Annotated in this window: 23 protein-coding genes; 6 read left to right on the forward strand and 17 right to left on the reverse strand. The window is 56.4% G+C overall.

Annotated elements, in window-relative coordinates:
- The 6 genes from CF137_RS21505 to CF137_RS21530 all read right to left on the reverse strand — a co-directional run.
- The coding region (locus CF137_RS21505) for a PfkB family carbohydrate kinase (protein ID WP_240038588.1) at window positions 1-481 on the reverse strand (481 nt) is incomplete at its 3' end.
- A gap of 108 nt (window positions 482-589) precedes the next feature.
- Window positions 590-1,465: a ribose ABC transporter substrate-binding protein RbsB gene (gene rbsB / locus CF137_RS21510; RefSeq protein WP_042023335.1), complete on the reverse strand. Its 876-nt coding sequence runs from the start codon at window positions 1,463-1,465 to the stop codon at window positions 590-592.
- A gap of 35 nt (window positions 1,466-1,500) precedes the next feature.
- Window positions 1,501-2,469 carry a ribose ABC transporter permease gene (gene rbsC, locus CF137_RS21515; protein WP_101317159.1) on the reverse strand — a complete coding sequence of 323 codons (969 nt, stop codon included), beginning with the start codon at window positions 2,467-2,469 and terminating at the stop codon, window positions 1,501-1,503.
- The gene (rbsA, locus tag CF137_RS21520) at window positions 2,466-4,001 is read right to left on the reverse strand and encodes a ribose ABC transporter ATP-binding protein RbsA (protein WP_139721585.1); all 1,536 of its coding nucleotides are present in this window, start codon (window positions 3,999-4,001) and stop codon (window positions 2,466-2,468) included. Before rbsA ends, rbsC begins: the two co-directional genes overlap by 4 nt.
- A gap of 36 nt (window positions 4,002-4,037) precedes the next feature.
- Window positions 4,038-4,457 (reverse strand): D-ribose pyranase, encoded by a 420-nt coding sequence (gene rbsD, locus CF137_RS21525; protein ID WP_139721588.1) that lies wholly within the window; start codon window positions 4,455-4,457, stop codon window positions 4,038-4,040.
- Between the two features lie 336 nt (window positions 4,458-4,793).
- Window positions 4,794-5,621: a DUF4393 domain-containing protein gene (locus CF137_RS21530; RefSeq protein ID WP_162516008.1), complete on the reverse strand. Its 828-nt coding sequence runs from the start codon at window positions 5,619-5,621 to the stop codon at window positions 4,794-4,796.
- A gap of 208 nt (window positions 5,622-5,829) precedes the next feature.
- Between CF137_RS21530 and CF137_RS22040 the strand changes: the two genes are divergently transcribed.
- Genes CF137_RS22040 through CF137_RS21545 form a run of 3 tightly spaced genes read left to right on the forward strand, consistent with a single transcriptional unit; the run spans window position 5,830 to window position 7,639 of the window.
- On the forward strand, window positions 5,830-6,162 hold the full coding sequence (locus CF137_RS22040) for a hypothetical protein (RefSeq protein ID WP_162516009.1): 333 nt from the start codon (window positions 5,830-5,832) through the stop codon (window positions 6,160-6,162).
- Between the two features lie 36 nt (window positions 6,163-6,198).
- Window positions 6,199-6,939 (forward strand): DUF2189 domain-containing protein, encoded by a 741-nt coding sequence (locus CF137_RS21540; protein WP_162516010.1) that lies wholly within the window; start codon window positions 6,199-6,201, stop codon window positions 6,937-6,939.
- Window positions 6,940-6,955: 16 nt separating this feature from the next.
- Window positions 6,956-7,639: a DUF2987 domain-containing protein gene (locus CF137_RS21545; protein ID WP_139721595.1), complete on the forward strand. Its 684-nt coding sequence runs from the start codon at window positions 6,956-6,958 to the stop codon at window positions 7,637-7,639.
- 103 nt (window positions 7,640-7,742) lie between these two features.
- On the opposite strand, the gene ttcA is transcribed toward CF137_RS21545, so the two are convergent.
- The 11 genes from ttcA to ccoN all read right to left on the reverse strand — a co-directional run bounded on the left by ttcA (window position 7,743) and on the right by ccoN (window position 18,003).
- Window positions 7,743-8,651, reverse strand: a complete 909-nt coding sequence (gene ttcA / locus CF137_RS21550) for a tRNA 2-thiocytidine(32) synthetase TtcA (RefSeq protein WP_042023349.1) — start codon at window positions 8,649-8,651, stop codon at window positions 7,743-7,745.
- Between the two features lie 82 nt (window positions 8,652-8,733).
- Window positions 8,734-9,681, reverse strand: a complete 948-nt coding sequence (uspE, locus tag CF137_RS21555) for a universal stress protein UspE (RefSeq protein WP_101317143.1) — start codon at window positions 9,679-9,681, stop codon at window positions 8,734-8,736.
- Window positions 9,682-9,828: 147 nt separating this feature from the next.
- A complete protein-coding gene (locus CF137_RS21560) occupies window positions 9,829-10,584 on the reverse strand; it encodes an FNR family transcription factor (protein ID WP_042023353.1) in 756 nt (251 codons plus the stop codon).
- Window positions 10,585-10,652: 68 nt separating this feature from the next.
- The gene (locus CF137_RS21565; protein WP_139721597.1) at window positions 10,653-11,339 is read right to left on the reverse strand and encodes a sulfite exporter TauE/SafE family protein; all 687 of its coding nucleotides are present in this window, start codon (window positions 11,337-11,339) and stop codon (window positions 10,653-10,655) included.
- Window positions 11,323-11,511: a cbb3-type cytochrome oxidase assembly protein CcoS gene (gene ccoS, locus CF137_RS21570; protein ID WP_101324841.1), complete on the reverse strand. Its 189-nt coding sequence runs from the start codon at window positions 11,509-11,511 to the stop codon at window positions 11,323-11,325. Before ccoS ends, CF137_RS21565 begins: the two co-directional genes overlap by 17 nt.
- A gap of 139 nt (window positions 11,512-11,650) precedes the next feature.
- On the reverse strand, window positions 11,651-14,047 hold the full coding sequence (locus CF137_RS21575; RefSeq protein WP_101347342.1) for a heavy metal translocating P-type ATPase: 2,397 nt from the start codon (window positions 14,045-14,047) through the stop codon (window positions 11,651-11,653).
- Between the two features lie 86 nt (window positions 14,048-14,133).
- Entirely contained in the window at window positions 14,134-14,622 is a 489-nt protein-coding gene (locus CF137_RS21580) for a FixH family protein (protein WP_101317242.1), read from the reverse strand.
- Window positions 14,623-14,774: 152 nt separating this feature from the next.
- Window positions 14,775-15,758: a cytochrome-c oxidase, cbb3-type subunit III gene (gene ccoP / locus CF137_RS21585; RefSeq protein ID WP_101317136.1), complete on the reverse strand. Its 984-nt coding sequence runs from the start codon at window positions 15,756-15,758 to the stop codon at window positions 14,775-14,777.
- Entirely contained in the window at window positions 15,758-15,937 is a 180-nt protein-coding gene (locus tag CF137_RS21590) for a CcoQ/FixQ family Cbb3-type cytochrome c oxidase assembly chaperone (protein ID WP_068978880.1), read from the reverse strand. The genes ccoP and CF137_RS21590 overlap by 1 nt, the downstream gene beginning before the upstream one ends.
- A 10-nt stretch (window positions 15,938-15,947) precedes the next feature.
- Window positions 15,948-16,562: a cytochrome-c oxidase, cbb3-type subunit II gene (gene ccoO / locus CF137_RS21595; protein WP_068978879.1), complete on the reverse strand. Its 615-nt coding sequence runs from the start codon at window positions 16,560-16,562 to the stop codon at window positions 15,948-15,950.
- 16 nt (window positions 16,563-16,578) lie between these two features.
- The gene (ccoN, locus tag CF137_RS21600) at window positions 16,579-18,003 is read right to left on the reverse strand and encodes a cytochrome-c oxidase, cbb3-type subunit I (protein ID WP_101317134.1); all 1,425 of its coding nucleotides are present in this window, start codon (window positions 18,001-18,003) and stop codon (window positions 16,579-16,581) included.
- A gap of 281 nt (window positions 18,004-18,284) precedes the next feature.
- Between ccoN and CF137_RS21605 the strand changes: the two genes are divergently transcribed.
- From CF137_RS21605 to proQ, 3 genes are all read left to right on the forward strand, one after another.
- The gene (locus CF137_RS21605; protein ID WP_101347341.1) at window positions 18,285-18,746 is read left to right on the forward strand and encodes a hypothetical protein; all 462 of its coding nucleotides are present in this window, start codon (window positions 18,285-18,287) and stop codon (window positions 18,744-18,746) included.
- 98 nt (window positions 18,747-18,844) lie between these two features.
- On the forward strand, window positions 18,845-19,303 hold the full coding sequence (locus CF137_RS21610) for a GAF domain-containing protein (protein ID WP_042023375.1): 459 nt from the start codon (window positions 18,845-18,847) through the stop codon (window positions 19,301-19,303).
- 102 nt (window positions 19,304-19,405) lie between these two features.
- Entirely contained in the window at window positions 19,406-20,050 is a 645-nt protein-coding gene (proQ, locus tag CF137_RS21615) for an RNA chaperone ProQ (RefSeq protein WP_068978875.1), read from the forward strand.
- The last annotated feature ends 5 nt before the right edge of the window (window positions 20,051-20,055 follow it).

Below are 20,055 nucleotides of genomic sequence, written 5' to 3' on the forward strand. Positions count from 1 at the left end.
CCACCCGGGTGCCGTGGGCACGGGCCAGACGGGCCGCTTCGAATACGCTTTCGAGCGGCACTTCCAGCTGCAGCAGCAGGGTATGGGCGTCGGCGATCAGGGTTTCATGGCGCTGTACAACGGCAGGGGAGAGGGCCCCGTTGGCTTCGGCAGAGATGCCGATGCTGTTCTCACCCTCATCGCTGACATAGATGATGGCGATGCCGGTGGGCAGGGTGTCGTCGAGCTCGACGGCGCTCACATCGATGCCATCTTGGGCAAAACCGGTTTTCATCTGGTGGCCGATGGCGTCATCACCGATGCGGGCGATAAAGGAGACGGGGGCACCGAGCCGCGCTGCGGCAACCGCCTGATTGGCTCCCTTGCCACCGGGGACCACCTGATAGCTGTGACCGGTGAGGGTTTCACCCGGACGGGGAAAGTGGGGGACGCGCAGCACATGGTCTGCATTGACACTGCCCAGAACAACGAGACGATTCATTTTGACTACTCCTGATGCATCTTGGCTTGAACACCTGCTGGGGTGAATCCAAGCCGGGAGGCACCGCGATAGAGAGGAAAAAGGGGAGGCGAGCCTCCCCAATGTCAATTACTTGCTGACCACTTGCAGCGGCACCGGGATGGATTTCTCCACCGGTTGACCCTTGAGTACCTTGTCGGCAGTTTCAACGCCAATGGCACCGATCAGTGCCGGTTGCTGGGCCACGGTGGCGGCCAGTTTACCTCTGGCTACCGCAGCTTTGCCATCATCAGTGCCGTCAAAGCCGACGATCATCACCTCTTTACCGGCAGCCTGTACCGCGCGGATAGCACCCAGCGCCATTTCGTCGTTCTGGGCAAACACCGCCTGTACGGTCGGGTGGGCCGCCAGCAGGTTTTCCATCACGTTCAGACCCTTGGTGCGGTCAAAGTCGGCCGGCTGGGAAGCCAATACCTGCAGCTTGTTGGCGGCCACTGCCAGAGCAAAGCCTTCGCCACGGTCGCGGGCGGCGGAAGTACCGGCAATCCCTTCCAGCTGGATCACCTTGGCACCGGTACCCAGCTTCTCGGTGATGAAGTCACCTGCCAGTTTGCCACCGGCCACGTTGTCGGAGGCGATGTGGGCCTTGACCTCACCCTGCGCCGCACCGCGGTCCAGGGTCAGCACCGGGATGTTGGCCTTGTTGGCCAGACGGATGGCGTTGCCGACCGCTTCGGAGTCGGTGGGGTTGATCAGGATGGCACCGACTTTGCGCACGGTGAGATCTTCCATGTTGGAGAGCTCTTTGGCCGGATCATTCTGGGAGTCCAGTACCACCAGCTCGTAACCCAGCTCTTTGGCTTTGGCTTCGGCACCCTCTTTCATGGTGACGAAGAAGGGGTTGTTGAGGGTGGAGACCACCATCGCCAGGGTTTGATCGGCGGCCTGGGCAGTGCCCAGCACGGACATGATGGCGGCAGCGAGCAGGGTATTGAGCTTTTTCATCATTTCATTCCTTGTGTGTGGCTGGTGTTACGTTGTTATCGATTGCTTTTGTTATCGACCATCACGGCGAGCAAAATTACGCTGGCCTTGGCGATCATCTGGTAATAAGAGGATACGTCGAGCAGGTTGAGGGCGTTGTTGAGGAAGCCGATGATCAGTGCTCCGATCAGGGTTCCCATGATGCGGCCCTTACCCCCCATCAGGCTGGTGCCACCCAGCACCACGGCGGCGATGGCATCCAGCTCGTAACCCATACCTGCTGTTGGCTGGGCAGAGGAGAGACGGGAGGTGACGATAAGCCCCGCCAGCGCAGAGAGAGCGCCGCACAGACCATACACCGCCAGCTTCACTCGATCCACATTGATACCTGAGAGGCGGGTCGCAGATTCGTTACCGCCCAAGGCGTAGATGTAACGGCCGAGGCGAGTGTGGTTGAGCATGAACCAGACCAACAGGAAGACGATGGCCATCAACCAGATCGGGACCGGCAGGCCGAGCAGGTAACCGGTACCGAGCCAGGCGAAGTGATCGGCCCCCTCGCTAAAACCGGTGGAGATGGGGCGCCCCTCGGTATAGACCATGGTCACGCCGCGCAGGGCGGTCATGGTGACCAGGGTGGCGATAAATGCCTGCACCTTGCCCTTGGCAATGATGAGGCCGCTGACGCCGCCGAGCAGGGCACCGGCACCCAGGGTGAGAGGCACCACCAGCGCGATGGGCAGCTCCATGGCGACCATAGTCGCCGCCAGCGCGCCGCACAGGGCCAGCACAGAACCGACCGACAGATCGATACCGGCGGTGAGGATAACCAGCGTCATGCCGACCGCCATGATGGCGTTGACCGAGGTCTGGCGCAGGATGTTGAGCAGGTTATCGGCGGTGAAGAAGTTGGGGCTCAGGAAGGAGACCACACCAATCAGCACCAGCAGGGCGACCAGGGATTTGTTCTCGATCCACCAGGCCTTGCTCATGACGCCACGGCGGGAAAGGGTTTGGGTTGTCATTGGGATGCCTCTTGCTCTGCTTGCCACTGTTTACCGACTGCCGCCGCCATCAGCTTCTCCTGATTGGCATCGCGGGTGTTGAACTCTGCGCTGATGCGCCCTTCGTGCATCACCATGATGCGATCACTCATGCCGAGCACTTCCGGCATCTCGGAGGAGACCAGAATGATGCTCATCCCCTCCTTCTTGAACTGGTTGATCAGCTGATAGATCTCCTTTTTCGCCCCCACGTCGACGCCGCGGGTCGGCTCGTCGAGGATCAACACCTTGGGCCGGGTCAGCAGCCCCTTGGCGATGGCCACCTTCTGCTGGTTGCCGCCGGAGAGCAGCTTGATCAGCTGATCCTGACTCGGAGTCTTGATGTTGAACAGGCGCACATAGTCGCTCACCGCCTGTCGCTCGGCCTTGCCGTCAATCTTGCCGTGGCTGATGAACTCGCCGAGGGCGCACAGGCTCATGTTTTCCCGCACCGACAGTTCCAGCACCAGTCCATCTCCTTTTCGATCTTCGGAGATATAGGCGATGCCGGCGGCCAGCCCATCGGCCGGGCTGCGAGGCACCAGCCCGTGGCCGTCAACTTCCACTTCACCGGCGCTGACGGGGCTGGCGCCGTAGATAAGCTTCATCAGCTCGGTACGGCCAGAGCCCATCAGGCCGCTAAAGCCCAAAATTTCCCCCTGACGCAGGGAGAAGTTCACCCCGCGCACGCCGGGGCCGGTCAGATTTTTTACTTGCAGGCTGACGGGGCCGAGCTCGCGCGCGAGGCGTGGGTACTGCTCCTCCAGCCGCCGACCGACCATCATCTCGATGATCTTGTCTTCGTCCAGATCGCTCACCGCCTTCTCGCCGATCCATTTGCCATCGCGCAGCACGGTAACCCGGTCGCAGATCTGGAAGATCTCTTTGAGGCGGTGGGAGATATAGACGATGCCACAGCCCTGCTGGCGCAGCTCGCGGATCACCACAAACAGCTGCTCGGTCTCGGTGTCGGTCAGCGCATCTGTGGGTTCATCCATGATGATGACGCTGGCATCAAACGACAGCGCCTTGGCAATCTCCACCATCTGCTGTTCGCCGATGGAGAGATCCCCGAGTCGGGTATCCGGCCCATGTTTGACGCCGAGTCGGCCCAGCAGGGTGCTTGCCCGCTCGCGCAGCTGTTTGTGGTCGATGCTGCCAAAACGGGTACGGGGTTCGCGACCCAGAAAAATGTTGGCGGCAATCGACAACTCCGGCAGCAGGTTCAGCTCCTGGTGGATAATGCTGATCCCCTGATCCTGGGAGTCGCGGGGGCCCTTGAAGTGGACCGGCTGGCCACGGTAGCTGACGCTGCCCGCATCGGCCTGATAGATGCCGGTCAGCACCTTCATCAGAGTGGATTTGCCAGCGCCATTTTCACCGAGCAGGGCCATCACTTGACCGGGATAGACCCGCAGACCCGCTTCGTCGAGGGCGCGCACGCCGGGGAAGGTCTTGACGATCCCGGTGAGCTCCAGAATGGGAGAAAGGGGCGAGGAGGAGGTTGTGCTCATTTGCAGCTTCCTTGAAGAGGCCTTCTTTGAAGAATGTCAGAACGCCACACCGGCGCAGAGGATCAGGTTAGCGTAGGGAGTTACCTCGCCGCTGCGCACGATCGCTTTGCTCTGACGGGAGCGGGTCTTGAACTCCTCGTGCAGGCAGTATTCGATGGCGATGGGCTTGCCCTGGGCGGCAGCATGGGCCTCAAGCTGATCGACCAGCGCCTGATGGGCGACGGGGCTGATCTGCTTGATCTCGCTCGCCATGATCACCTTCTCCACCACCAAGTCAGTGAGCAGGGCGGTCATTACGGTTTCAAGGCTGGGAGTCCCCGCCATCAGCGCCAGATCGATCCGCTCCGGGCCTGCCGGAATGGGCAAGCCGGCATCGCAGACGGTGATCTCGTCGGTGTGGCCAATTTGTGCCACCAGAGCACTCAGGGGAGCATTGAGCAGTACGCCTCGTTTCATACAACACCTCATCAGGCCTTGGCCCGTCAATCTGTGAATCGCGGGGCAACCGGTTACGCAACCGGTTGCTTTATGCTGCAAAGGTAGGCCATTTCCCGAAAAACGGCCACGGCAAAACAGCGGAAATGTGAAAACGATCGCAAAGGCGGGAGAAGAAGTGCAGGGGAGGAAGCCGGAAGGGTGTCAGCAGAGCCTGACACCCCTCTTTATTGATTTTATAGTTAGTTAGCCAGCGCCTTGGCGACCGCCGGACGGAGTCATATAGACTAATGGCAGATGAAGGCTTGGCTAGAAGCCAGCTATGTAAGGTGAGCTGTAGTAAAGCAGAGTTATGTTTTAACCTTTGCTTACAATGCATGCCAGTCCAAATTGATAGCCAAATTGAGTTAATTTGGCAAAATACTTCACTACCTCTGCTTTGAAATCAGGGCTATCATTGAGCGTGTCGATGATATATTTTACCGCAGGATCATCTGTGATTCTTGTATATGCATCAGGTGCAGTCAGGAATCTTCCTTTGTCTAATTCAATGAGCCCAAGTCGTTCAAGATTAATTAAATAACTTCCAATGAGGTTGAGATGCTCGCACCCAGAGTCGCTGGCGATTGTGCCAACAAATTCGTGCAAGTTAACGCCACTGTTGTCAGATTTTTCTTCTCGGCGAATATCAATGAGTGGTGTAACTTTTTGGGAAAATATAAATGTAAGAACCTTGGCTTCATCTGCCGATAGATTTCGAATAATTTCGACAAATCCAGGATGAGCATTTATGGCTGTCTCTGAATCCATAGAAGATGCAAGGAGGTTTGCGTATAGCTCACTAAGAGATTCTTTATGACCTGTGTAGCGCAGAGACTCAAGTGCAGGACCAGCAACAGCAGGGTCGGGAGTTTGAATATTATCCACCGGGATTTTTTCGAGTTTCTTCGCAACTTTTGTGTGAACAAAACTCTCGATTTGTTCAATTCCCCACACTAGGCCTCGAATAGGAAGTAACGCAGCATTTACAGCCTTACCTACTGTTTGAAGTGCTTTCCCCGTTTCTTTTGCAACAGGTTGAAGTGCATCCTCATAAACTGGCACAGCTTTAACTAATCCGGTAACGGCATTAATTGCACCCTCAATTTTGCTGTCGGGAAGTTCGTTGTCTTGGTTATCGCTCATATATCTCCAGAGAAACATAATAGGGTCGTAGGTTCGATTAGCGAAGCGTAATCGGACGTTCGTGGTTCCGATGATACTGCACAGTCATCCCCAATAAACTCGCCTATTTTGCCATATCTTCACAATGGGGCAACTCTGAATCTGATCGGTATGCCCCATGTCCACCTCTACCACACCACACTAACACTCGCTCTAGATCTTGTTGCCCGTGTTGTTGGCCAGCTTGCGCAGTGGTCTGGCCATCGCTGGAGGAACCCTGCAGGGTAAGAGACTCACCGTCATAGGTCTCAAGGTCAAGCTTGGTCAGGATCCGCTTGCCATCGGATATTTTGCTGATATTGTTCAGCGCAACAATGACTTGTGGGTTGTTCATCATCCGTCAGTCTCACCCCAGCCAGTGGCCATCGGGTTGAAAGAGGGCCACGTTCTATGCCGCGAGCGTATGAAATCGAAGGCTTTTTCGTCGAGTTTCACCCTGCGTGGTCAGGAAAAACGGCTACGAATAGCGGGCCAAACCGTTATAATGCGCCACCTGATTTGATCGTTTTCGATATTGGATAGTCAATTGAGTAATAAAATGCGTATTGGCGGCTCCCTTGAGCAGTCTCTGAACCAGGGTTATCGCCTTGATGTAAAAGCAGTCATCCAGGAGGGTTGGAAACAGACCCGTAGCAATGGACTCGGTCTGCTGCTGGCCACTGTCGGGGTGACGGCAATCTGGATCCTGTTCAGCAATACGTTGCTGCTGCCCTATCTTGGCGGCGACGATGAACAGATGAATGTGGCCATGTTACTAAGCCTCCTGATCACCGTTGTCATGGCCCCCATGACCAGCTCCCTCGATATGTTGGGATTGCAGCAAGCGGTCGGGGTTCGGGCCCGTGCGAATCAGGTGTTCGACTTTTTCCGCCATTTTGTGCGTCTTGGCATGTTGAGCCTGCTGGGCAGCGCCTTGACCAGCCTGTTCGGGCCCTTGTTCGATCTGGTGGGATTGCCAGCGGTGCTGGCCTTTATTCCCTCGGCCCTGATCGGCATGGGGCTGGTGTTCACCGTACCGCTGGTGCTGGAACGTGGCCTGACGCCACCTCAGGCCATTTTGGTCTCTCTCAAGCTCTTTGTGCGCGGTTGGCCCAGCATAGTGCTGTTTCACAGCGTGATGGCTGTGCTGCTGTTGGTAGCGCTGATCCCCATGGGGTTGGGTCTTATCTGGGTAGCACCGCTCTACTTTAACTGCAAGGGGATCCTCTATCGCGATCTCTGTGGAGTGGGAGTAGAGGTCAATGAGGTGACAGAAGGCCCCAACCATTTCAATGCATGATGCAAAAGGATCTTGAATGACCCGTTATGGAGTGACCTCGGCCGTGCGCCATACCCTGCTGGCCAGTCTGTTGTTGCCAGCCGTGGCGATGGCCGCGCCGACGCTGGATCTGCAATACAGCACCTTCTACAGCCAGATGAAGACCTTTGCCAAGGGCGAGTTTGGCCACGCCAGGCTGGGCTTTTATCTGACCGATCCGCAAAATGGTCAGCTTTGTGGCCTGGTCTCTGCTCAGGTGTCCACCCAGGATAAGCAGGTGGCCGCCGAAGTGACGGTAGACAGCGAGCTACGGTTGCCATTTGATAATGACTTGAACCTCGACAAAGGCACCGTGGTGGTCACCCTCAAGGAGCCTCATGCGAGCTGCGATCTTGCGGTGCAGGTAATGGCAGATGTGCCCGTCGGGCCAGCGCTGCCATTGGACGAGCTGGCGGCCCGTCAGCAGCAAATGCAGTTGCTGCTCGAGAAGATGGCGGGGATGGTTGGCAAGCACTTCTTGCCGAAGATGGCAGGGGTGCGGATTGCACTGGTTGAACCAAGTGGCACTGCGTATCTCAACGATGGCACTCGTCAAGAGGCGCTTCCCTGGCAGCATGGGCAGCTGCTACTGAGCAACGAGCAGCTGACAGGCTTCGCCGCCGGGCAGCTGATCGTGCAGGGCGAGGTGTTGCGACTGACCCCCTGGCTGCACAAAGGCTGATGCCGCTGACTCTGTCACGTCAGCGACAGTCACATCAAGACAGCAAAAAAGGAGCGATAATCGCTCCTTTTTTATTGGGTGGCGTGTGCCATGTGATAGCGGCTTAGCGCACTTCAATCACATCCAGCATGTCCATCTCGTCGATGTCCAGCAGCGGGGCTTTTGGCAGCTCGGGCGGATCAAACGCCTTGTCACCACCATCGATGATGCCGGAGTCACGGTTGATGCTCTTGAAGTCAAACAGCTTGTGATCGAGCAGGTGGCTCGGGATCACGTCCTGAATGGCGGTGAACATGGTTTCGATACGGCCGGGGAAGCGGCGATCCCAATCCTGCATCATCTGCTTGATAGCCTGACGCTGCAGATTCTCCTGGGAGCCGCACAGGTTGCACGGGATGATGGGGAAGGATTTCACCTCGGCATAGCGAATGAGATCTTTCTCTTTGCAGTAGGCCAGCGGTCGGATCACCACGTTCTTGCCATCGTCGCTCACCAGCTTGGGCGGCATGGACTTGAGCTTGCCACCGTAGAACATGTTGAGAAACAGGGTCTCGAGGATGTCGTCACGGTGGTGACCGAGGGCAATCTTGGTGCAGCCCAGCTCCAGGGCGGTGCGGTAGAGAATACCGCGGCGCAGCCGTGAGCAGAGTGCGCAGGTGGTTTTGCCTTCCGGAACCTTATCCTTGACGATGGAGTAGGTATCTTCCTCGACAATCTTGTACTCGATGCCGAGTGAGGCGAGGTATTCAGGCAGCACATGCTCGGGGAAACCGGGCTGTTTCTGATCAAGATTGACCGCTATCAGATCAAAATGAATAGGGGCGCTGGCTTTGAGGCTCATCAGTATGTCGAGCATACCGAAGCTGTCCTTGCCGCCGGAGAGGCAGACCATGACCTTGTCACCCTCTTCAATCATGTTGAAGTCGGCAATGGCCTGACCCACGTTGCGCCGCAGGCGCTTTTGCAGTTTGTTAAAACTGTATTTATCTTTGGCGTTCAGCTCTTCTAGCATGCTCGTAAAACCCGGGACACAAATAAGCGCGTTATTATAGCTATGTCCCGGGGGAGGGCAAGATACCTCGCGCAAAGGCGCGTTACGATTGCGTGCGGCGGCTGTCGATCGGGCAGCTGTAATCGGCCGGTTTGAGGATCAAAATGTCGCACGATAGCCGGTCAATCACATGTTCGGCGGTATTGCCGAGCAAGGCGGCAGAGAGACCGGTACGACCAACACACCCCATGATCATCAGGGTCGCCTTGAGATCTTCGGCCATGTCCGGCAGCACCTCTTCAGGCAGCCCCTCTGCTACCCGGGTCCAGAGATGACCGATCCCGAACTTGTCGGCATGGGCCAGCAGCAGGCTTTCGTGGTGTTTGCGGATCGCCTCGTTGTAGGCGTTGGGATCAAACTCCGGTAGCTCGATGGCCACATTGACCGGCGTTCCCGGGTAGGTATTCACTAGATAGAGGTTGGATCCCAGCAGTTCGGCGATATCGCTCCCCTCCTGGGTGATCCGTTCGTTGAGCAGTTTCTGATCGAGGTCGTCGCTTGAGCAGTTGATGGCGGCAATGATATTACCATCCCGCCGCCAGAGCCCATCTTTGACCAGCAGCACAGGGCAGGGACATTTGCGCAGCAGATGCCAGTCAGTCGGGGTAAAAATAAAGGTCTGCAAGAAGCTGTGATGATGGGTCGCTTTGACCACCAGATCGTGGCGCTGCTCCAGCACCTCCTGGATGATGCATTCGAAGGGGCGATTGTGCCAGATCACTTTCACTTCACAGTCGATCCCCTTTGCCCGATAGGGGGTGAGGATCTCATCCAGCCATTCACGTCGTTGTGAAATGACGCCATGACGCATCTCTTGCCGCTCGTCTACCGACAGCATGGCAGTCATTTCATACGAGAAGTCATAGATGGTGAGCAGCAGGGTCAGATGGGCATTTTCGTCCAGCTCGGCGACCTTCACTGCCCGTTCGAGGGCGATTTGACGCTCCTCCTCCGGGTTGATAACCACCAGAATATTTTGATATTTGACCATCTTCTCCTCCTTGGAAAAGTCCAATGACAGCAGAATCTTAGCTTCTATAGCTTAGCGCAGGAGGAGGGGGTCTGGAATGTACCGGATCACATTCAGGGGAAAGGATCCGGCAGATAAAGAGAGGAAAAGAGGGGGAAGGTGGCGAAATCAGCCGCAAGCAGGACGGGTCGCACCGGCCATCACACCGAGCGCAACCTGATCGAGTACTGTGATGTATTTGCCTTTGACGCCGATAAGCCCCGATTTTTGGAAACGACCTAGCAGGCGGCTGATGGTCTCGACGGTCAGACCCAGATAGTTACCGATGTCGCCTCGGGTCATTGCCAGTCGAAACTCTTTGGCAGAGAAGCCGCGCTCGGAAAAGCGTACCGACAGGTTGTGCAAGAAGGCAGCCAGCCGCTCCTCGGCATTTTTCTTGGAGAGCAGCAGGATCATCTCCTGATCACCCATGATTTCATTGCTCATCAGCCGCATGATCTGCTGACGTAACTTGGGCATCTTGCCAGAGAGATCGTCGAGTATTTCAAACGGGATTTCGCACACCATGGCAGTTTCCAGCGCCTGGGCGAAGGAGGGGTGTGCTTGTCGGTGAATGGCATCAAAACCCACCAGATCACCTGCCAGATGAAACGCGGTGATCTGCTCATCCCCTTGCTCGGTGATGGTATAAGACTTGATGGTCCCGGAACGAATGGCATAGAGGGATTTGAACTCATCACCGGCCTTGAACAGCTCTTCACCCTTCTGGATCGGCTTTTTACGCTCGATGATGCTATCCAGCTGATCAAGCTCATTCTCGTTCAGGGTAAAGGGGATGCAGAGCTGACTTATGCTGCAATCCTGGCAATGAATTGCACAGCCACCGCTCTGGATACGTCTGCCTGGTTTCTTTTCCGGGATCATAGGCTCATACGAATAATTGATTTATATCAAACAAGTTTACCATCAACTCATCCGTTTTGGATAGGGTTTCAAAAGGAAGCAATGCCAACCCACAGGGTATGCGCCCCGAACAAAATGAGCAGCAGGGCGCCGCCAAGGCGCAAACTGCGTAATGTCAGCCAGTATCTGAGGCGATCCGCGAGCCCCCCCAGCGCAAACAAGGTGGGCAGGGTACCGAGACCAAAAAAGAGCATGGTCAGCGCCCCGCCTGCGGCAGAGCCTGCTGCCGCACTCCAGGTCAGCATGGAGTAGACCAGCCCGCAGGGCAGCCAGCCCCACACCATGCCAAACGGCAGTGCCTGCAACGGGGAGGAAAAGGGAAGGAACTTGCCAGCCAGTGGTTTTATATGGGGCCACAGCCTGGCGCCGAGCCGTTCCAGCAGCAAGATTCCCTGCCACCAGCCCGCCAGATAGAGGCCAAGTGCAATCATCAACAATGCTGCCACTAGGCGTAATCCGGCGATGGCGTGTTTGCCCGCGCCAAGTTCGCTGGTGGTCGCCAGCAGTCCACCGACCAGCGCGCCAGCCATCACATAACTCAGGATCCGGCCGAGGTTATAGTTGAGCAGATAAGCGAGCCGCCCCCAGAAGTGTTGCTTGTTGGTAGGGATGGCCATGGATAGCGCGGCAGAAACGCCGCCGCACATGCCGATACAGTGCGCCGAGCCTGCCAGACCTACCAGCAGGGCGCCGGCCAGATCAAGGTTGTGAGTCATGGTCAGCAGGCTTTGCGGGTTTGCGAGCGGGTTGCTCTTCATCAAACAGGATGTTGGAGCCCTGCCGGTCGAGATCTTCAAACTGTTCGGAGCGAATGGCCCAGAAGAACACCACCCCGGCGATGATTACAAACAAGATGGCGATGGGGATCAGGATAAAAATTATGTTCATGAGAGGTACCCTGGTATTCATCTTTGGCAAGCGTCCCCTATGGTAACCCTGTTCGGGCAGGGGGCCAGCCGCTATCAGTTAGAAATGTGGCCTGCATCGGAGGCAGGCCACATTTGCACCTATTTATCTGACGGTTTGCTTATCGGTTGAGACGCATGGAGTTGGTCACCACTATGAGTGAACTGAGTGACATGCCCGCCGCCGCCAGATAGGGGGGCAGCCAGCCACAGGCCGCCAGCGGCAACACCAGCAGGTTGTAGCCGATGGACCAGCTGAAGTTCTCGATGATGATCTTGCGGGTACGCATAGCCAGCACTCTGGCGCCCAGTAAGCGGCTCAAGTCATCGGCCAGCAGGATGGCGTCGGCGCTGTTTTTTGCCAGATCGGTGCCGCCCGCCATGGCGAACGAGGCGTGGGCTCCGGCCAGCACCGGGGCATCGTTGATGCCATCACCCACCATGATGCTGATATCCCCCTGGGCTTCACGGGCCTTGAGGTAGGCCAGCTTGCCATCGGGTGACACCCCTTTGACCAGCTCGTCGACACCCAGCTCGCGGGCAATATCGTCGGCTTGCAGGGAGCTGTCACCAGTGAGCACGGTGGTTTGCAAACCGGCCGCCTTGAATGCCGCGATCAGCGCCTTGGCATCGGGGCGCAGGGTATCTTCCAGATTGAAACGGGCCAGCAGGTGTTGCTGGTCGGCCAGATAGATAGCCAGACCGCGACCACTCTCTTGCGCCGGATCCAGCCCAAGCCAGCGCGCGCTGCCGATGCGGTAGCGTACGCCGTCCACCAGCGCTGTGATGCCGTGACCGATGACAGGACTGATGTCTGTGGTATGGGGCAACACAGTGACGCTATCGGCGGGCAGGCGGAAGGCACGGGCAATCGGGTGTTCGGATTGCGCTTCCAGCGCTCTGGCGATGGCGAGGCAGTGCGTCTCGTCAACCTCTGCCAAGGTGGTGATGCCAGTCAGGCTGATTTCGCCGGTCGTTAACGTGCCGGTCTTGTCCATCACGATCCGGTTGGCTTTGGTCAGAATATCCAGGACATGGCCCCGGCGCAGCAAAACACCATTACGGGTCAGATTGGCGGTGGCGGAGGTCAGCGCCGTCGGGGTGGCCAGCGACAGGGCACAGGGGCAGGTGGCGACCAGCACGGCGAGGGCGATCCAGAATGCCTGCTCTGGTTGATGAAAGTGCCAGAAGGTCCAGACCGCCGCGGCAATGATCAGCAGTACCAGAATAAAGTGGCGTGACAGCTTATCCGCCATCTGGGCGATGGCCGGTTTGTCGTCAAGGGCATGATCTTGCAGCCGCATGATCTGGGCGATCCGCGACTCTTCGATACGGTGGCTGACCCGGATCTGCAGCGGGGCATCGGTATTGATGGTGCCAGCATAGACCTGATCATCGCGCTGTTTGAGCAGAGGCAGCTGCTCGCCGGTCAGCATGGATTCGTTGAGGCTGGCTTGCCCTTCGACAATGATGCCGTCGGCCGGCAAGGTCGCACCGGCCAGCACCCGTACCCGATCGCCGACTTGCAAGGTCTTGGCAGCCACTTCATGTTCCCCTTCATCATCGATGCGGGTCGCCATGATGGGCACCAGCCTCGCCAGGTTGGAGCTCGATTCCGACGCCTTGCGCCGGGCCCGCAACTCGAGAAAACGGCCCAGCAGCAGGAAGAAGACGAACATGGTGATGGAGTCGTAATAGACCTCACCGGTATTGAACACAGTGGCCCACATGGAGGCGATAAAGGCACCGATCAGCGCCAGTGACACTGACACATCCATCGACAGGTGGCCCTGTTTCAGGCTGCGCCAGGCGTTGATGTAAAAGGGCTGGGCCGAGTAGATCATGATGGGGGTGGAGAGCAACAGGCTGATCCACTTGAAGTAGACCATGAACTCCTCTTCGACGCTGATGAAGAGATCCATGTAGAGGGCCACAGCGCACATCATCACCTGCATTGAGCCGAGGCCTGCCAGTGCCAACCGGAACATGTAGCTGCGCACCTCTTTGGCGTAGAGCGCTTCCTGTTGATGGGTCTGAAACGGGTAGGCGCGATAGCCAATCTGGGCAAAGCCCTTGAGGATGTCGCTTAGAGAGAGCTGAGCCGGATCCCATTTGATGCGAGCGCGATGGGTGGTGGTGTTGACGTTGATATAGCGCAGGCCGCTTAACGTCATCAGGTGGCGCTCGATAAGCCAGGCACAGGCGGCGCAGGTGAGCCCCTCAACCGTCAGCTGGATTTCGCGCATTGTCTGGCTACCAGAGCCGCTGTCGGTGACAAACTCCTGCTGTATTTCGGCCAGATCGTAGTGGCTGAGGGCGGCCAGCTCCTCGGGTACCAGATCTCCCCTGGTGCCGGGGGCGGTGCGGTGATCGTAGTAACTGGCGAGGCCGCACTCCATGATGGTTTCCGCCACCGCCTGACAGCCGGGGCAGCACATGGGACGGACTATCCCCTTTATCTCCAGTGCATAGTGACTATTGGCGGGTACTGGCTCACTGCAATGGAAGCAAGAGGTCATGGTGTATGTCCCTCAACGTGCTTGATCTGGCGATATGCCGGGCTGGCGTGAACCGGCTCGCCACAGATAAAACAGCCGGTCATGGCTTAACGTCCTTTGGGGTCGAGTTCGACAGGGGCCAGGGTGGGCAGTTGGACAGTCTCTTGCAAGCGCCAATCGTGATCGAAGGCATCGACCCGGATATGCCATTTTCCGACCAGCGGTTTGTCGAAATGGAAGCGATAGGTGCCACTGGCATCGGCGGTGATCAGGTGTTCGCTATCCTGTCCGGCCAGGGTCGGATGGAACAGTGACAGATAGATCGCCTGCCCTGCGGGTATCTCGCCGCTAAGGGGTTTCAAGGTCAGCTCATTGCCATCGACCCGCAACGCGAAGCGGATATTGAGTGCTTCGGAGCGATCAAATTTGCTCAAGTCCTGATTGATCTCTTTCCCTTGTTTGTAATAGTCCTCGGCCACCAGATTGACGCCATCTTTACTGGCAATAATGGCGGTGGCGATGCCTGCGATCACCGCTGTGCTTGGCAGGGCGATGATAAACCAGGGCCAGAATTGGCGATACCATGGCTTGATGATGGGGTGGGTCATGATTGCTACTACCGTGAAACGAATGATTAACGTGGAAGATGGTGTTTACGCAACACAAGATAACAAAAAGCCTCGAGTAGTCGAGGCTTTTTGCTGTGTAATCACGTGTTTATCACATGTTACATCTTTATGGGCGAACCTTATTTGGCAGACTGCTGATGAGACAGACTGTAAACGTAGGAGGCCAGCAGATGAACCTTGTCCTCACCCAGAATGTCCTTCCAGGCTGGCATCACGCCGTGACGACCGTGGGTAATGGTCTGCACCACCACTTCGCGGGAGCCACCGTAGAGCCAGATGTTGTTGGTCAGGTCGGGTGCGCCGAAAGCAGTGCCGCCTTTGGCATCAGCCCCGTGGCAGGCAGCGCAGATGGCAAACCGTGCTTCACCCTTTTTGGCTTCGACCAGATCGACTTTACGCCCTGAGAGACTCAGCACATAGGAAGCCACTTCCTGCACGCCATCTTTGCCAAGGATGTCACCCCAGGCAGCCATGATCCCCTGACGACCGCCCATGATGGTGGTCTTGATTTGATCGGGTTGGCCGCCCCATTGCCATTCGCTGTCGGTCAGGTTCGGGAAACCGCGACCACCACGGGCATCGGAGCCGTGACACTGGGAACAGTTCTGCAGGAACAGACGCTGACCCACTTTGAGGGCTTCCGGATCCTTGGCGATCTCGGTGATCTCCTTGTAGGTCTTGCCATCGGCCTGATAGGTGAGTTCACGGAACTTGGCACCATAGAGCTCGTCAGCCTTGGCCACTTCGCGGTCATACTCCACCGCACGACCTTCACTCTTGGCTGATTCATTTGCCGCTTTGGACTCTGCCAGCGAACGTACATCCTGGTTGGAGCTCTGCCAGCCCAGCACGCCTTTCCAGTTGCCCAGTCCCGGGAAGGCGACCAGATAAATCAGACCGGTGACGATGAAAAAGAGGAACATATAGGTCCACCATTTGGGCAGTGGGTTATTCAGTTCTTCAATTCCGTCGAAGCTGTGTCCCATGGACTTGCCTTCTTCGACACCCATTTTGTCCTTGAGGCACCATACCAACAGGATCACACAACCCAGAATGGTTCCCAGGGTTATGACGGTTACAAAAATGCTAAACAGAGTGCTCATTATTGCTTCGCTCCTGCGTTCTTGTTATCAGCACCGGGTTGCTCATCATCGGCAAAAACCAGATTGGCAGCCTCGTCGAAAGAGGTCTTGCGGCGTTTGCTATAGGCCCAGACGATGATGCCAATCATGATGGCCATCAACAGCAGGGTATAGAGACCGCGAAATGTACCGTAGTCCATCATCGCCTCCTTATTTCAGGGCATGACCCAGTGATTGCAGATAAGCCACCAGTGCATCCAGCTCGGTCTTGCCCTTGACGGCATCAGTAGCACCCTGGATGTCGGCATCGCTATAAGGCACGCCGAAGTGATCGCGAAACAGCGCCAGTTTCTTGCCCGTCAACTCGCCGGTCAGCACTGTGGTATCAAGCCAGGGATAACCGGGCATATTGGACTCTGGCACCACATCGCGCGGATTAATCAAGTGAGCGCGATGCCAGTCATCAGAGTAACGTCCGCCTACCCGGGCCAGGTCCGGACCAGTACGCTTGGAGCCCCACAGGAAGGGGTGCTCCCAGACGCTTTCACCGGCCACAGAGTAGTGACCGTAACGTTCGGTTTCAGCGCGGAACGGACGGATCATCTGGCTGTGGCAGTTGGTGCAGCCTTCGCGAATGAAGACATCGCGTCCTTCCATCTGCAGGGCGGTATAGGGCTTGAGGCCCTCTACCGGTTCTGTGGTCTGCTTTTGGAAGAACAGCGGGGTAATTTCAACCAGGCCGCCCAGACTGATGGCGAAAATGATGCCGACCACCAGCAATGGGACGTTCTTTTCAAAGATCTCGTGACGGTTATTGTTGCTCATGCTTGGACCTCTGCATTCAGGCTGGCTGGGCCACAGGTTCCAGGGAACCTTTGGGGGCGGTGATAGTGCGATAAGCGTTGTAGGCCATCAGCAACATGCCGGTGACGAAGAAGCAGCCACCCAGGAAGCGCACAAAGTAGAAGGGGTAGGATGCCTCAAGGGCCTCAACGAAGCTGTAGGTCAAGGTGCCATCCTCGTTGACCGCACGCCACATCAGCCCCTGCATCACACCGGAAATCCACATGGCAACGATGTAGAGCACGGTGCCCACGGTCGCCAGCCAGAAGTGCACGTTGATCAGGCGAACGCTATACATACGCCCCTGCTCAAACAGGTTCGGGATCAAATGGTAAACCGCACCGATAGAGACCATGGCAACCCAACCCAGCGCACCGGAGTGCACGTGACCCACGGTCCAGTCGGTGTAGTGGGAGAGGGCGTTGACGGTTTTGATCGCCATCATCGGGCCTTCGAAGGTCGACATGCCGTAGAACGACAGTGACACGATCAGGAAGCGCAGGATGGGGTCATAACGCAGTTTGTGCCAGGCACCGGAGAGGGTCATGATGCCGTTGATCATGCCACCCCAGGAGGGCACGAACAGGATCAGGGACATCACCATGCCCAGAGACTGAGCCCAGTCAGGCAGCGCAGTGTAGTGCAGGTGATGGGGACCGGCCCAGATATAGAGGGAGATCAGCGCCCAGAAGTGCACGATGGAGAGGCGATAGGAGTAAACCGGACGGCCCGCCTGCTTGGGCACGAAGTAGTACATCATGCCAAGGAAGCCGGCAGTCAGCAGAAAGCCCACCGCGTTATGGCCATACCACCACTGCACCATGGCATCCATTGCGCCGGAGTACATGGAGTAGGACTTGGTCATGCTGAGGGGCACAGACATGCTGTTGACGATATGCAGCACGGCCACAGTGATGATAAAGGCGCCAAAGAACCAGTTCGCCACATAGATGTGGGAGGTGGTACGTGTCATCAGGGTACCGAAGAACACAATGGCATAGGCAACCCAGACCAGGGTAATGGCGATATCAATCGGCCACTCCAGCTCGGCATACTCCTTGCCACCAGTCATGCCTAGCGGCAGGGTAATGGCGGCAGAAATTATGATCGCCTGCCAGCCCCAGAATACGAAGGAGGCGAGACGGCCACCGAACAGCCTGGTTTGACAGGTGCGTTGCACCACATAAAAGGAGGTCGCCATCAGTGCGCTGACGCCGAAAGCAAAAATTACTGCGTTGGTGTGGAGGGGCCGCAAGCGACTGTAAGTCAGCCAGGGAGTCTCGAAGTTGAGGGCAGGCCAGATCAACTGGGCTGCGATCAGTACGCCAACCGACATGCCGACAATTCCCCAGACAATCGTCATGACGGTAAACTGGCGAACAACGGTGTAGTTGTACTCAGGGTGGTTTGTTGTATGGCTCATCGTTATATTCCGCTTCCGATGCTGCTGTTGTTTGGTTTTGTATCCGGACAACCGGACTGGCTTCATTGAACTACCGCCCACGCTTGTTAACACCTGTTAACGAAAGGAAAAGCAAAAGATAGTTAAATGAAAACTTCATGGGAATGATACTGAACTGACAGGTAAAATAACAGTATAAACAGTGATATATTTGGCTTCGCCCAGCCCCGTTTTTAGGGCTATTTACCTTGTCACAGATCACAAAAACACTATTTTTATTACACCTTATCAGGGCTGTTTGAATGAAAGAGAAATTGAGTGCACGTAAAGTATTCCACCTCTCACTGGTGCTGGCGCTACTGTTGGCGCTTGTGGCCTATCGCACCTGGTTTTCGGTTGATAACAGTGCAACGGTTGATCAGATAAAAGATCAGATTTGTGATCTTTCCCACAGCAGTTGCAGCGAATTGATTGGCGGCAAGTCGTTGACCGCGGCGATTAGTGAGTTACCGGTACGTGCAGAGCAGGACTTTGTCGTGCGCCTGACTGGTGGTGATCCGGCCATCAAGCCGGTAAAAGCCTGGCTCGAAGGCAGAGATATGTTTATGGGGACCATTCCGGTGAATTTTGAACAAATAGCCGGGGGATGGCAGGGCACCACCCTGGTGGGGAGTTGCACCTCTCCCATGATGGTGTGGCTACTCAATATTGAATGGAGCAATGGGCAACGTCAGCAATTAGTGTTGTCAGTGGCGCGGGAATAACGCCGCCGTGGCGGATGGTTACCGTGAAAAAATATTTGAAATTTTCCTGTCAGGCGTTACCTTGCCTGCAAGCCACAGGGAGTGAAATCGATTTAATCATGATTGAAAAAACACAGTTTTACCGCACCTTCAACCGGCAAGCCAAGGCGCTGCTGGAAGGAGAAACCGATCTGATTGCCAATCTGGCCAACCTGTCAGCGCTACTTGGACAGGAATTGACCGACATCAACTGGGTCGGTTTTTATCTGTTGCAAGGGGACACCCTGGTGTTGGGACCATTTCAGGGCAAACCGGCCTGCGTGCGCATTCCGGTCGGTCGTGGTGTATGTGGTACGGCCGTCGCAGAGGGTAAGACCCAGCTGGTGGACGATGTGCATCAGTTTGATGGACATATTGCCTGCGACGGGGCCAGTAATGCTGAAATTGTGATTCCGGTGCGCCGCCATGGCGAGATCATCGGGGTGCTTGATATCGACAGTCCGATTTTTAACCGTTTCGACCAGCAAGACCGGATTGGACTCGAAGAAACAGTACAAATTTTGGAAAGCATGCTTTAAGTCATTGCTAGATGGTTCGCAAAAGGCCCCAAGCTCTCTATAATGGGGCCTTTGTTGTGCTCGGGTTATGCCCGTGCGTTTATATGAAAGCCAAGGTTATACATGGAAAACACTGAGAAGCTGAAGAACAGTAAAGAGATCGTTGCCTACCTGGTCGAGAAATTCCCGGCCTGCTTCGTTGCTGAAGGAGAGGCCAAGCCGCTCAAGATTGGCATCTTCCAGGATTTGGCCGAGCGTCTTGCTGACGATGCCAGAGTCTCCAAGACCATGCTGCGTTCTGCACTGCGTCAATACACCTCCAGCTGGCGCTATCTGCACGGCCTCAAAGCTGGCCAGGCTCGTGTAGACCTGGACGGTAACCCGGGCGAAGTGCTGACCGAAGAGCACATCGAGCATGCCAAGCAAGCGCTCAAAGAAAGCAAAGAGCGCGTGTTTGCCAGCCGTCGCACCAACACCAAAGAGAAAGAGAAGGACGAAAAGGCCAAAAAGCCCCGCCGTCCTGCTGCGCGTAAAGCTGAAAAAGCTGACGTAGCTGCCAAGCCGAAGGTTGAAGCCAAAGCGCCGGTAGCAGAAGCGCCGCTGGTTAAAGTGGACGCCGCTACGCTGAAAGTTGGGCAGGATGTACGAGTCGTCATGGGCAGGTTCCCGGTTCCGGCAACTATCAAGGAAGTGACCAAGGATGATGTGCAGGTCCAACTGCAGACTGGCATGATGGTGCGGGTCAAATCAGAGCACTTGGTTCTCTAAGGAGA

This window comes from Aeromonas sobria (genome assembly GCF_006243315.1).
Taxonomy (GTDB): Bacteria; Pseudomonadota; Gammaproteobacteria; order Enterobacterales; family Aeromonadaceae; genus Aeromonas; species Aeromonas sobria_A.